At 69.0% G+C, this 12,283-nt stretch carries 14 protein-coding genes; 2 read left to right on the top strand and 12 right to left on the bottom strand.

What is annotated here, in order from left to right; translation table 11 throughout:
- Nucleotides 1-3: 3 nt before the first annotated feature.
- Together BOQ54_RS19010 and BOQ54_RS19005 are read right to left on the bottom strand one after the other, a co-directional pair.
- Nucleotides 4-393 (bottom strand): hypothetical protein, encoded by a 390-nt coding sequence (locus BOQ54_RS19010; RefSeq protein WP_063188666.1) that lies wholly within the window; start codon nt 391-393, stop codon nt 4-6.
- A gap of 47 nt (nt 394-440) precedes the next feature.
- Nucleotides 441-881: an EF-hand domain-containing protein gene (locus BOQ54_RS19005; protein WP_245316385.1), complete on the bottom strand. Its 441-nt coding sequence runs from the start codon at nt 879-881 to the stop codon at nt 441-443.
- A gap of 179 nt (nt 882-1,060) precedes the next feature.
- Here BOQ54_RS19005 and BOQ54_RS19000 point away from each other — a divergent pair, with 179 nt between their 5' ends.
- Both BOQ54_RS19000 and BOQ54_RS18995 read left to right on the top strand, forming a co-directional pair.
- On the top strand, nt 1,061-1,483 hold the full coding sequence (locus BOQ54_RS19000; protein WP_063188668.1) for an EF-hand domain-containing protein: 423 nt from the start codon (nt 1,061-1,063) through the stop codon (nt 1,481-1,483).
- Between the two features lie 40 nt (nt 1,484-1,523).
- The gene (locus tag BOQ54_RS18995) at nt 1,524-1,949 is read left to right on the top strand and encodes a BA14K family protein (protein ID WP_063188670.1); all 426 of its coding nucleotides are present in this window, start codon (nt 1,524-1,526) and stop codon (nt 1,947-1,949) included.
- Nucleotides 1,950-2,004: 55 nt separating this feature from the next.
- Here BOQ54_RS18995 and cydX read toward each other — a convergent pair whose 3' ends face one another.
- The 10 genes from cydX to BOQ54_RS18945 form a co-directional block, all read right to left on the bottom strand.
- A complete protein-coding gene (gene cydX / locus BOQ54_RS18990; protein WP_055458525.1) occupies nt 2,005-2,151 on the bottom strand; it encodes a cytochrome bd-I oxidase subunit CydX in 147 nt (48 codons plus the stop codon).
- Between the two features lie 12 nt (nt 2,152-2,163).
- The gene (cydB, locus tag BOQ54_RS18985; RefSeq protein WP_063188672.1) at nt 2,164-3,321 is read right to left on the bottom strand and encodes a cytochrome d ubiquinol oxidase subunit II; all 1,158 of its coding nucleotides are present in this window, start codon (nt 3,319-3,321) and stop codon (nt 2,164-2,166) included.
- 5 nt (nt 3,322-3,326) lie between these two features.
- The gene (locus BOQ54_RS18980) at nt 3,327-4,904 is read right to left on the bottom strand and encodes a cytochrome ubiquinol oxidase subunit I (protein WP_055458526.1); all 1,578 of its coding nucleotides are present in this window, start codon (nt 4,902-4,904) and stop codon (nt 3,327-3,329) included.
- Nucleotides 4,905-4,985: 81 nt separating this feature from the next.
- Nucleotides 4,986-6,677: a thiol reductant ABC exporter subunit CydC gene (gene cydC / locus BOQ54_RS18975; protein ID WP_071924737.1), complete on the bottom strand. Its 1,692-nt coding sequence runs from the start codon at nt 6,675-6,677 to the stop codon at nt 4,986-4,988.
- Nucleotides 6,674-8,455 (bottom strand): thiol reductant ABC exporter subunit CydD, encoded by a 1,782-nt coding sequence (gene cydD / locus BOQ54_RS18970; protein WP_071924736.1) that lies wholly within the window; start codon nt 8,453-8,455, stop codon nt 6,674-6,676. Before cydD ends, cydC begins: the two co-directional genes overlap by 4 nt.
- Nucleotides 8,456-8,457: 2 nt before the next feature.
- Nucleotides 8,458-9,036, bottom strand: a complete 579-nt coding sequence (locus BOQ54_RS18965) for a GbsR/MarR family transcriptional regulator (protein ID WP_055458529.1) — start codon at nt 9,034-9,036, stop codon at nt 8,458-8,460.
- A gap of 240 nt (nt 9,037-9,276) precedes the next feature.
- Nucleotides 9,277-11,025 carry a SulP family inorganic anion transporter gene (locus BOQ54_RS18960; RefSeq protein WP_071924735.1) on the bottom strand — a complete coding sequence of 583 codons (1,749 nt, stop codon included), beginning with the start codon at nt 11,023-11,025 and terminating at the stop codon, nt 9,277-9,279.
- Nucleotides 11,026-11,047: 22 nt separating this feature from the next.
- Nucleotides 11,048-11,491 (bottom strand): DUF6691 family protein, encoded by a 444-nt coding sequence (locus BOQ54_RS18955; RefSeq protein WP_055458531.1) that lies wholly within the window; start codon nt 11,489-11,491, stop codon nt 11,048-11,050.
- Nucleotides 11,491-11,922: a YeeE/YedE family protein gene (locus BOQ54_RS18950; RefSeq protein ID WP_055458532.1), complete on the bottom strand. Its 432-nt coding sequence runs from the start codon at nt 11,920-11,922 to the stop codon at nt 11,491-11,493. Before BOQ54_RS18950 ends, BOQ54_RS18955 begins: the two co-directional genes overlap by 1 nt.
- Entirely contained in the window at nt 11,919-12,245 is a 327-nt protein-coding gene (locus BOQ54_RS18945; protein ID WP_186438088.1) for an ArsR/SmtB family transcription factor, read from the bottom strand. The genes BOQ54_RS18950 and BOQ54_RS18945 overlap by 4 nt, the downstream gene beginning before the upstream one ends.
- Between the last annotated feature and the right edge of the window lie 38 nt (nt 12,246-12,283).

Below are 12,283 nucleotides of genomic sequence, written 5' to 3'. Positions count from 1 at the left end.
ACCTCACCTCCAACGGCGGTGGCCGCCGACGGCAACGCCGCCGTCGGGACCCGTGATGCGGCCGACCGAGCGCACCCGGAACGGCCCACGCGCGCTCGCCCGCTCGCCGGAATAGGTCCGGCCGGCCGGCCCGATCGCGGTGTAGCTCCGGCGGCAGCGGTCGACGACGCCGTTGAGGCACGTCGCGCTCGAGGTATAGGTACCGCCGTTCGGGCCGACGCGTGTCGTCTGGCCGCTGTAGACGAGGCCGTCGCCGGTGACATGGCGGCTAAGCTGACCCCCGTGGACGGTGCCGCGCGTCCATTCCGCTGCGGGCGCGACCCCGGCCGTCGCGACGAGGCCGAGAACGGCAAGACAGAGCCGGACCGGGACAGTCGTGGCTGAGAAACGCATGGAGGCTCTCCCTGAACGTGACAGTGGCCGTCGGAAAAGGTCCGTCGTCAACCGCGACGGCCGAGGATGAGGTCGCGCATGAAGGCGATTTCGGCGGACGACAGCCGGCCGTCGCCGTCGCGGTCGGCAACATCGAACAGGATCGTCCGGGCGCGGAATTCCTCTGCCGAGACCCGGCCGTCGCCGTTCGTATCCATCCGCCGCCACGCGCGGCCGAGACGCGCCTGCAGGGCGACCGCGCGATCCATGACGGCGTCGCGCAGGGCTTCGATCTCCCTGTCATCGATCGCACCGTCGCCGTCGCGGTCGAAGCGCGCGAAGAGACGCTGCCGCGCCGTGGCGACCTCGTTCCGCGACAGGACGCCATCGCCATCGGCGTCGAGACGTTCGATGAACCGCATATCCGCCGGGCGGGTCTGTGATACCGCGAGGGTTGTCGTGCCCAGGGTTGCGAGGGCCATAAGGACCATCTTCATCAGCGTGTTCATGGCGAGGTTCCTTCCGTTCCTGCCGCGCATCCGCAACTGCGCCAGCCTCGACCAATACGGCCCGCGACGTCTCGTCCTACGCGCCCAAGCGAAACCATGCGCGCCGCGTAGGAGCGCCCGCCAGCCTGCGTAGAACCGTCGTCGGAGCGCTGCAGCGCTCCTCACGAACGGAGATCGGCATGAAGTGGAAAGCTCTCGCAGCGGCGATGCTGGTGCTCTTTCCGGGCAGCGCCTGCGCCTTCGATAGCCCCGGACCCCGTCAGATGTTCAGGCAGATGGACCGCAACGGCGACAGGGCACTGCAATTCTCGGAGATCGCGGAAGCGCGCGCACGGTTCTTCGACAGCATGGACCGCAACGGCAACGGCTTCCTCGACCCAGAGGAAAAGAAGGCGGCAGCCGCGCGCCTGAAGGATGCCGGCAGGTTCCAGGCGGCATCGCTGGAAGGGCTCGAGGCAAGGGCAGAGCGCATGGACGCGAACGGCGACGGCCGCATCTCGCGGGAGGAGTTCGCCCGCTTCGTTCCCGATCGCCTGCGGGGTGCCGACGCGGATGGCGACCGCGCGCTGTCGCTTTCCGAACTGCGGGCGCTCAGGCGTTAGCCCAGTCCCTGCCTCACAAGCCACAGCACCGAGAGATCCAATGAGACACAGGCTGCTCACAGCCGTCCGCGCCGCCGCGCTCGCGCTCGTTTCGGCGGTGACGCCGGCCGCCGCCACGCCGTCCGCGTTCGCCGCCGGCGCATCCACGCTCGTTTCGGTCGCGGAGCCCGATCTCGTCGAGAGGATCGTGCATCGCCGCGGCTTCTACGCCGTCGGCGGCATCTATTACTATAACGGCTACCGCGGCTTCGTGGTGGCCCGCCCCGGCTACCGGTACCACAACGGCTACTGGTTCCCGTCGGCCGCCTTCGCCGCAGGGGTTGCGGCCGGCCGGGCGCTCACGCCGCCCCTGCCGGCGGCGCACATCCGCTGGTGCTACGCCCACTATCGGTCCTACCGCGCGTACGACAACAGCTACCAGCCACATGACGGCCCGCGCCAGCCGTGCTGGTCGCCCTATAGCTGAGCTTCGGCCGGCCACCAACGGCAAGACGCCGCCCGAGGGCGGCGTCTCCTCGCGTTCAGCGGGACGGTCGCTCGCCGTCCGTGGCGCGGATGGGCTCCATCCGCGCCTTCGCCGCATCGTCCATGAGCTCGTACCACATGGCATTGAGCACGGCGAAGGCAGCTGCGAGCGGCAGGCCAAGAAGCCAGGCGAAGTACCACATTGCACTCTCCATTCAATAGGCGTGGCCGCTGCCGTCGCTGATCGCCTTGGCGTCCACCTTGCCCCAGAGGATGCGGTAGACCCACGTCGTATAGGCGACGACGAGCGGCACGAAGATCGCGGTGACCACGAGCATAATGAAGAGCGTCAGATGGCTCGAGGAGGCATCCCACACCGTCAGGCTCGACCGCGGATCGATCGACGAGGGCAGGATGAACGGAAACATCGACAGCCCGACCGTCGAAATGATGCCGAGGATCGCCACCGACGAGGCCAGCAGCGCCGAAACCTCGCGCCGCGCCTTGAAGAAGGCGAGGCTGCCGAGCGCGCCGGCGAAGCCGAGGACCGGCGCGAGCATCATCCAGGAATGGCGGCCGTAGTTCTCGAACCAGACACCGGGAGCCTGCTCGACGGTCTTGGCGAGCGGGTTCGAGGCACCGGTCGTGGCGATCTCGCTGGTGATCCGGTAGCCGTCAACGCCGAGCCACAGCCACAGTCCGCCGAGCGCGAAGAGGACGATCGTGACGAAGGCAGCGATGCTGCCACAGATGCGCGAGCGTTCGGCGACCGGACCCTCGCTTTTCAGCACGAGCCAAGCGCCGCCGTGCATGACGAGCATGGCGACAGAGAGGAGCCCGCACAGGAGGCCGAAGGGGTTGAGCAACTCGAAGAGCGTCGTTCCTTCGTAGAAGATGCGCAGGTCCGGATCGAACCGGAAGGGCACGCCCAGAAGGACGTTGCCGACAGCGACCCCCATGACGAGCGCGGGCACGAAGCCGCCGACGAAGAGGGCCCAGTCCCATCCGGCCCGCCAGACCGCGCTGTCGCGCTTCGAGCGGTACTTGAAGCCCACCGGGCGCAGAATGAGCGCGAAGAGGATCGCAAACATCGCGAGGTAGAAGCCCGAGAAAGACACGGCATAGAGCGGCGGCCAGGCAGCGAAGATGGCGCCGCCGCCGAGGATCAGCCAGACCTGGTTGCCTTCCCAGACGGGACCGACGGCATTGATGACGACGCGCCGCTCCACGTCCGTCTTCGCGACGAAGGGCAGCAGCGTGGCCGTGCCGAGGTCGAAGCCGTCCATCACGGCAAAGCCGATCAGCAAAACGCCGAGCAGCAGCCACCAGACGACACGCAGGGTTTCGTAGTCGATGAGTTGATGCAGAATCATGGCGCTCACTCTGCAGCGACGAGAGACTGGGGAACGAGTTCGGCCTCCGGTTCGTCGTCTGCCTCCGGGCCCTTGCGGATCGCGCGGACCATCAGGGCCATCTCGATGACGATGAGGACCGTGTAGATCAGAGCGAAGCCGATGATCGTCATCAGCACCGTCGAGGCGCCGAGGCTCGAGACAGCAGCGGCTGTCGGCAGCACACCCTCGATGATCCACGGCTGCCGGCCGAACTCCGCCACGATCCAGCCGAGCTCGGCCGCGATCCACGGCAGCGGTATGGCGAAGACCGCAAGGCGCAGCAGCCCGGGATAGCGGTCCAGCCGGCGCCGCGCCGACAGGTAGAAGAAAAGCGCCGTCAGGCCGATGAAGAAGAAGCCGAGCCCGACCATGATGCGGAAGGACCAGAACAGCGTCGGCACGTGCGGAACCATGTCCCAGGCCGCCTGCCTGATGTCGGCCTCGCTCGCCTCGCGCGGATCGTCGACATGGCGCTTGAGGAGCAGCGCATAGCCCAGGTCATGGCCGTTGTTCTCGAAGGCCTGACGGACCTCCGACGTGACCTTGTCCGCCCCGCCGGCGGCGCGGATCTGCTGCAGGGCGTCGAAGGCCGCGATGCCTTGCCGGATACGCGCCTCGGCCCGCGTGACGAGTTCGTCGATGCCCGGGATCTCCTGCGTGAGCGAGCGGGTGCCGATGAGCCCCATCACCCACGGGATCTTGATCGCATAATGGGTCTCGCGCGCCTTCTGGTCGGGAAAGCCGACGAGGGTGAAGGCAGCGGGCGCCGGCTCCGTCTCCCACATGCCCTCGATGGCGGCGAGCTTCATCTTCTGGTGCTCGGTGGAGAGATAGCCGCTCTCGTCCCCCAGCACGACGACCGACAGCGAGGCGGCGAGGCCGAAGGACGCGGCCACGGTCATCGAACGCTTGGCGAGCTCCGCATGCCGGCCCTTGAGGAGATACCAGGCCGAAACGCCGAGCACGAAGATGGCGGCGGTGACGTAGCCGGCCGAAACCGTATGCACGAACTTGGCCTGCGCGACGGGGTTGAACAGCACCGCGAAGAAGTCGGTCACTTCCATGCGCATCGTCTCGGGATTGAAGGCCGACCCGACCGGGTTCTGCATCCAGCCGTTGGCGATCAGGATCCACAGCGCCGAGAAGTTGGAGCCGAGCGCCACGGCCCAGGTCGTCATCAGGTGCCCGACCTTCGACAGCTTGTCCCAGCCGAAGAAGAACAGCCCGACGAAGGTCGCCTCGAGGAAGAAGGCCATCAGGCCCTCGATGGCGAGCGGCGCGCCGAAGATGTCACCGACGTAGTGGCTGTAATAGCTCCAGTTCATGCCGAACTGGAATTCCATGACGATGCCGGTGGCGACGCCGAGCACGAAGTTGATGCCGAACAGCGTGCCCCAGAATTTCGTCATCTGGCGCCAGATCGGGCGGCCGGTCATGACATAGACCGTTTCCATGATGGCGAGCAGCACGGAAAGGCCGAGCGTCAAGGGCACGAAGAGGAAGTGGTAGAGCGCGGTCATCGCGAACTGCAGCCGCGATAGGGCGACGATGTCGAGTTCCATTTGACGTCAAGTCCGGCTTGCCCGGGCCCCCTGTGCTTGCGGCGTCACCGGCGGGCGGCGCCTTGCTGCGGTCGAATACCGTCAGTCGGGTCGCAGCGTGGCGAGCGCGGCCTGAAAGCCGGGCTCGCCACGGGCGATGATGGCGGCGATGGTCCCCCGATCCATGATGACGAGGCGCTCCGCAGCCTCCGCCTCGCGCCTGATATGCGTCGCGACGACGATCGTCCGGTCTCCGGCGCTTCCGCCAAGACGGGCGAGAACGTCGCGTGCCGTCATCCCGTCGAGCCCTTCGGTCGGCTCGTCGAGGAGCCAGAGCGGCGTCGGGCGCAACAGCAGCCGCGCGAAGGCGAGCCGCCGCGCCTGACCGCCCGACAGGCCGTGGCCGCCCTCGCCGAGACGGGTGTCAAGCCCGTTCGGCAGTGCCTCGGTGTCGTCCCGGAGGCCGGCGGCGTCGAGCGCCTCGATCAGGCGGGCATCGTCCGCCCGCGGGTCGGCGAGGCGCAAGTTGTCGCGCAATGTGTCCTGGAACAGCTCGGTGCGCTGGGTGAGCAGCGTCGCCGCGCGGCGCGCGACCTGGCCGGCCTGCGGAGCGACCTCGCCGGCCAGCAGGCCGAGCAAGGTCGACTTGCCGGCACCGCTCGCACCGATGAGCGCGATGCGCTCGCCCTCGCCGATGGTGAGCGTGATGGCGTCGAGAGCCGGCCTCGCGGCACCCGGATACCGCACCGTGACGTCCTCGAGGCGGGCGGCGACGCCGGCGGGCGGCGCGACGGGGCCTGCTGCTTCCAAGGGCGAAGCGAGCCGCGGCGCGATCCGTCCGGCCGCGATGAGCGTGCGGCCGAGTTCGACCGCGCCCCGCCGCAGCGCTGCGAAGGGCTCCATCGCCGCAAGAGTCACCAGGAGGCCGAGCGCCGCGACCGGCGCGCCGATGGTGCCGCTTTCGGCCAGCAGCGCGACCGCGACGAGGGTGCCGGCCAGAAGCAACGCCCCCGCGACGGCGAAACCGGCGCCGGTGCGCACCTCGATGCGGTTCAGCGCATCGTCGCTCTCGGACAGGTAGCGGTCGGCGGCGGCAAGGCCATCCTGCCGCGCGGCGAGCCGCCCGGCCATGATCCATTCGGTCTGACCGCTCACGAGGTCGATGGCGCGCGAGCGCAGCACCTCGAGCCCATGGGCGCGGCGCCGCGCGGGCCGCCGCGCCGCCACGGCCGCGGCGGCCGGCAGGCCGGCGCCGGCAAGGATGAGGAAGCCGGCGGCAGACAAGCCGGGGAGCGGCTGCATCAGCCCGAGCACGACGCCCGCCGCAAGGGCGACGGCACAAGCGCCGATGATGGGCACGATGACACGCAGATAGAGCGAATCGAGCGCGTCGATGTCGAGCGTCAGGCGGAACAGGAGGCGCGCCGGCCGCTTGACGAGGTCCCGCGCGGCACCGGGCTGCGCCCAGCCGCGGAACAGGCGCTCACGCAGCGCGGCGAGCACGGCGAGCGTAGCGTCATGTGTCGTCAGCCGCTCGCCGTAGCGGGACGCGGTCCGCGCGAGCGCAAGGAAGCGGATGCCGGCGGACGGTACGAAGACGTCGAAGGCGAGCGCCGTGGCGGCCGAGAGGCCCGCGATCCCGGTCGCGGTGATGAACCAGCCGGAGAGGCCGAGAAGCGCGATGCCGCAGAGGGCCGTGGCGACCGACAGCAAGACGCCTGCGATCAGCATGGCACGGCTGCCGGAGAGGAAGAGCCCGGCGACGGGACGGAGCTGGCGCACAAGCCCGGTCATGCGGCGTCCTCCAGGCGTGTCGCGGAGAGATGGACGACCCTATCCATGCGGGCGGCGAGCACCGGATCGTGCGTCGCCACGATCAGCGTCCGTCCCGCGGAGAGCCGGATCAGCGCCTCGGTGATGCTCGCGGCAGTCACGCTGTCGAGATGGGCGGTCGGCTCGTCGGCAAGGATGAGGCCGGCCTCCGGCGTCACCGCGACGCGCGCGAGGGCAAGGCGTGAAGCCTCCCCGCCCGACAGGCCGACGCCGTTCTCGCCGACCGGCGCCGCGCCCCGCCGCTTCGCCACCTCGGCGAGGCCGGCGAGAGCAAGCGCGTCCTCGACCGCATCCCGGCCGATCCCGTCCCGGCCGAGCGTGACATTGGCGGCGAGCGATCCCGCGAAGACATGCGGGCGCTGGCCGATCCAGGCCATGCGGCGGCGCAGGCGCCCGGCACTCCGGGCCGTGAGGGCCTCGCCGGCAATGAGGATGCGGCCGCTCTCGGGCGCCACGAGCCCGGCCAGAAGGGCGATGAGCGTCGACTTGCCGCCGCCGCTCGGCGCCAGCAGAGCAACGCGCTCGCCCGGCGCCACCACGAGGTTGAAATCGTCGAAGACCGGCTCGCCGCGCCCGGTATGGCCGAAGCGCAGCTTCTCGATGCGGACCGATGGCGCAGCGCCGGCCTCCGGCCGAGAGGACAGGTGCACATGTTCGGCGTCGGGCAGGTCGCAGCCCTTCTGCGACAGGCGCGCAAGCGCATCGAGCGCCGCCTCGCCCGCGGCCCGGTCGTGCCAGACGGCGGACAGGTCGCGCAGCGGCTCGAAGAAGGCGGGCGCGAGCAGGAGGATGAAGAGCCCCTCCCCGAGCGTGAGCCGATCGCCCCAGGTGCCGAACGGCAACTGGCCGAGGAGGTGGAAGCCGACATAGACGGCGACCATGGCGACGCCGAGGGCGGCGAAAAGCTCGAGCACCGCGGAGGACAGGAAGGCGATACGCAGCACGGCCATGGTCCTGATGCGCAGGCTCTCGGCATCCGCCCTGAGCCGCTGCGCCGTGGCATCCACGGCATCGAGCGAGCGTATGGTGGCAAGACCACGCAGCCGGTCGAGCAGGAAGGCGTTCATGCCGCCGAGCTCGACGAGCTGCGCCTCGCTCGCGGCTTTCGCACGCCAGCCGACGAGCGCCATGAAGACGGGGATCAGCGGCGCGGCGACGAGGAGCACGAGCGCCGCGGCCCAGGACCAGGCAAGCACGACGAGAAGGATGGCGACCGTCACGATGCTCGCCCGCAGCCGCGCCGGCTGGAAGCGCGAAAGATAGGGCACGATGGCCTCGGCCTGTTCGGCAAGCGTGCTCGCGGCGAGGCCAGCCGCCGGGCGGCCGATATCGACCGGGGAGCGTGCAGCGAGCGCGGCCACGGCCTCGCGGCGCCGCTCCGCGAGCACGGCCCGCGCCTGGCGAAAGGCCATGCGGCCGCCGAGCGCATCGAGGAGCGCACGCAGGATGCCGATGAGCAGCACGCCGGCCGCATTGACGAGAATGGCGTCGACACCGCTGCCGCCGGCGATGTCCGCGACCGACCAAGCGAGCAACCCGGCCTGCGGGATCCACAGGAGAGAGGCCGCCGCCTGGAACATCGCGCCCGTGCGCGTCGCAGCACGTCGCTGCGCGCGACTGGCGGCATGGCTTGCACCGGCACCCGCCCCCTGCACGACGGCACGGTCGTCGCCCACCGGAAGAATGGCGCTGCGCCGGGCGGTCGCCGGAGCGGTGCTGATCGTGCCGGCCCGTGTCATCTCTATTCCCTGCGTTCGCGGGCCGCCGGTTTCCGGCGGGCGATGGACACGATCCTGTCCTTGGCTTCGAGGAACTTGGTCACACGGGAGCCGAGGCCGAGCAGCATGGCGAGCCGGTCGGTGTCGAGCTGCTTGACGTCGTCGTACCAGGTCGTCAGGCGCTCGATCAGCCCGTGCATCTCGGCCATGCGTTCCTGGGCGAAGCGCTCGTCGTCATTGCCCGGCTTCTGCATCAGGATCTCGCGCAAGACCGACAGGGTGGGGTCGATCTCGCGCTTCTTGCGCTCCTCGGCGAGCGTCCGCAGGATCTGCCAGACATCGTCCGGCGTCGTGAAGAAGTCGCGCCTGTCGTCAGGCCGGTGCTTGAGCAGGACGAGATTCCACGCCTGCAATTCGCGCAGGCTCATGGAGACGTTGGAGCGAGAGATGCCGAGCGCCTCGACGATCTGGTCGGCGCAGAGCGGCTGAGGCGAAACATAGAGCAGCGCATAGATCTGCCCGACCGTGCGATTGATGCCCCAGCGGCTGCCCATCTCGCCGAAATGCAGCACGAAGGACTGGACGAGGGGAGGAAGGTTCATGACCGTGCATCCAAGCATCAATTTCAGAAATTTCTGAAAATTCTATACGCAACTCGTCGTATATGCGCAAGTGCGAATGCTCTTTGGAACCCGCCTGCGCGGCGGCAACGTCAGCCGGAGCATGCATGATCCCCACCCCGTCGCCCGTGAACAGGCTGATGCTGCGCCGGGGCACGCCCTGCGGCATTGACGGCGATCAAAGGCTCCCTGCCGTCAACGACGGGATCGGAAGCCGCCGACCTAGACCACCGCGAGCGGCCGGTGCTCCGCGCCGCGCAAAGACCTGACGGCTGCGAACTGGCTGAGGAACACCTCCCCGGTCAGTTGGTCGAGGAAATCGGAGCGCCGCAGGCGGTCCATGACCGGGCCTTTCACCTCGCTCAGATGAAAGGCGATGCCGGCATCGGCGAGGCGGCGGTTGATCGCCTCGAGACTGGCGAGCGCGCTGGCGTCGATCTCGTTGACCGCCGGGCACATGAGCACAACGTGCCGGACCTGCGGCCGTTCCGCCACCAGCTGCGCGATCCGGTCCTCCAGATAACGGCTGTTGGCGAAATAGAGGCTCTCGTCGACACGGATCGAGAGGATGTGCGGCTCCGTCAGCACCGCATGGCGCGCGACATTGCGGAAATGCTCCGTGCCCGGAACCTGGCCGACAATGGCCATGTGGGGCCTGCTCGAGCGGTAGAGAAACAGGAAGAGGGACAGACCGACACCCGCCACGATGCCGGGCTCCACGCCCAAGGACAATGTGACCACGATGGTTGCCGCCATGGCAGCAAAATCGGCTCGTGAATAGGCGAACACATGGCGAATGGCCCGCAGGTCCACAAGCGAAAGCACGGCGACGATGATGGTCGCGGCAAGCGTGGCCTGCGGAAGAGCCGCGAGGAAAGGCGTCAGAAAGAGGGTCGCAACGGCGATGCCAGCCGCCGTGAACACGCCCGCAGCCGGCGTCTCCGCCCCAGCGTCGAAACTGACGACCGAGCGGGCGAAGCCCCCCGTCACGGGATAGCCTGCCGACAGGCCGGCCGCGATATTGGCGGCTCCGAGCCCGATCAGTTCCTGGTCAGGCTCGATGCGCTGGCGCCGCTTGGCGGCGAGAGTCTGCGCGACGGAGACGGATTCGACGAAGCCGATGATGCCGATCAGGAAGGCCGGCCCGGCGAGTTGCCCCAGAAGATGGGGCGAGATGTCCGGGACGGCGAACGCCGGCAGCCCCGGCGGGATGGCGCCCACCAGCGCAACACCGTGCGCGGCAAGGTCGAAGCCCTTCGCCAGGAGAATCGTCACGGCGACAGCGAGGATCGGCGCGGCCTTGGTGAGAAGATCGGCTGCGCGCCGCCCGAGGCCGAGCCCTATGAGAAGCGGCTTCAACCGCGTGCGGGCGAACAGGAGGAAGGACAGGACGCCGAGCCCGATGGCGGCGGTGTGGGGATTGACGCCGGAGGCGGCGCCCGCGAGCGTCGCGACGATCGCCGGCAGCGTGTCGCCGCCGCCCGCGATGCCGAGGATGTGCTTGATCTGGCTCGCCGCGATCAGGATGCCGGATGCGGTGATGAAACCGGAGATCACAGGATGGCTCAGGAAATTGGCAAGGAAACCGAGCCGCAGGAGGCCCATCAGCATCAGCATCGCGCCGGAGAGCAGTGCCAGCGCGGCGGCGGCCGCCAGATAGCCGGCGGTCCCCTGCGCCACGATCTCCCCGACCACTGCGGCGGTCATGAGCGAGACGACAGCCACGGGCCCGACGGCAAGCGTGCGGCTGGTGCCGAACAGCGCATAGGCGACGAGTGGCAGGATCGACGCATAGAGGCCGACTTCCGGCGGCAGGCCGGCGAGCATCGCATAGGCCAGCGACTGCGGGATGAGCATGATCGTGACGATCAGCGCCGCCACGAGGTCGCTCACGAGGCTTGCGCGGTCATAGGCCCTGCCCCACGTCAAGATCGGCAGGTAGCGTTCAAGCCGAGCTACAGCGCTGCGCATGGTAGCCTCGCTCCACCAGTCGTCAGGCAGTGCGCGACCGGGCCCGCCCGGCCAGGCCACCGCGGAGGAAGCGCGCCAGCGCGATACCGGCCAGCATCGAAGTGACGAAGATGAGCGCGCGCGGCTGTCCGAGCCCGAGCGCCGGCACGGCACCGCCCGGACAGAAGCCGGTGATACCCCAACCTATGCCGAACACGGCCGCGCCCGAAACGAGCGGCAAGTCGATCCGCCGTGCCGTCGGCAGATGGAAGGTCTCGTCGAGGAGGGGTTTTGGGCGCTGCAGCACGACGCGATAGCCGATCGCGGTGACGATGAGGGCGCCGCCCATCACGAAGGCGAGCGACGGATCCCACGATCCGGCAAGATCGAAGAAATTGAGCACCTTGGCCGGGTTGATCATGCCGGACACGGCGATGCCGGCGCCGAAGACGAGACCGGCGAGAAGGGCAAGGGCGATACGCGCCATCACAGGCCTCCCAGAACGTGGCGGACGAAGAAGACCGTGGCGGCGGTCGCGGCCATGAAGGTCACCGTCGCCGCCATCGATCGCGGCGAAAGCCGGGCAAGCCCGCAGACGCCGTGGCCGGAGGTGCAGCCCGAGGCAAAATGGACCCCGAAGCCCACGAGGAGCCCACCCGCGACGAGCCAGAGAGCGGGCATGCTGCTCTCGAAAGCGATGGCGGACCGGCCTGCCAGAGCGACGATCAGAGCCGGGGCGCCGATCGCTCCGACGATGAAGGCCGCGCGCCAGGCCCAGTCGGCCGCGAGCGGCGGCAGGAGGCCGGTGAGGATGCCCGTCATGCCCGCAATGCGGCCATGGACGGCCATGAGGAGAACGGCCGCAAGGCCGATCATCGTGCCCCCGAGGAAGGAGGCGACGGGTGTGAACTCTGTCATGGGTCGATCTCGTATGAGGCCGGCAAACGCCGGTGGGGCGCACCGGTCTCGCAGAACAGCCGGTGCATGGTCTCGATGAAGGCCTGGATGCGTGGATCCGCGAGCCGGTAGAAGACGTGCTTGCCCTCCTTGCGGCCGGCGATGAGGCCGGCCTCGCGCAGTTCCGCGATCTGCTGCGACAGACCCGGCTGGCGGATGCCGAGCGTCTCTTCGAGCTCGCGCACGGAGCGCTCGCCCTCGACGAGCGCGCAGCAGACCAGCAGGCGGTCCGGGTTCGACATCTTCTTCAGGAAGGCGGACGCATCGCCCACCTTCTCCTTCATGCCGGACAACTCGCCGAAGGACCTTTCCGTCACGGATG

This window comes from Chelatococcus daeguensis, from assembly GCF_001887265.1.
GTDB classification, from domain to species: Bacteria; Pseudomonadota; Alphaproteobacteria; order Rhizobiales; family Beijerinckiaceae; genus Chelatococcus_A; species Chelatococcus_A sambhunathii.
The sequence above is the reverse complement of the archived record's forward strand: the minus strand, read 5'-3'. Positions and strand labels throughout refer to the sequence as shown.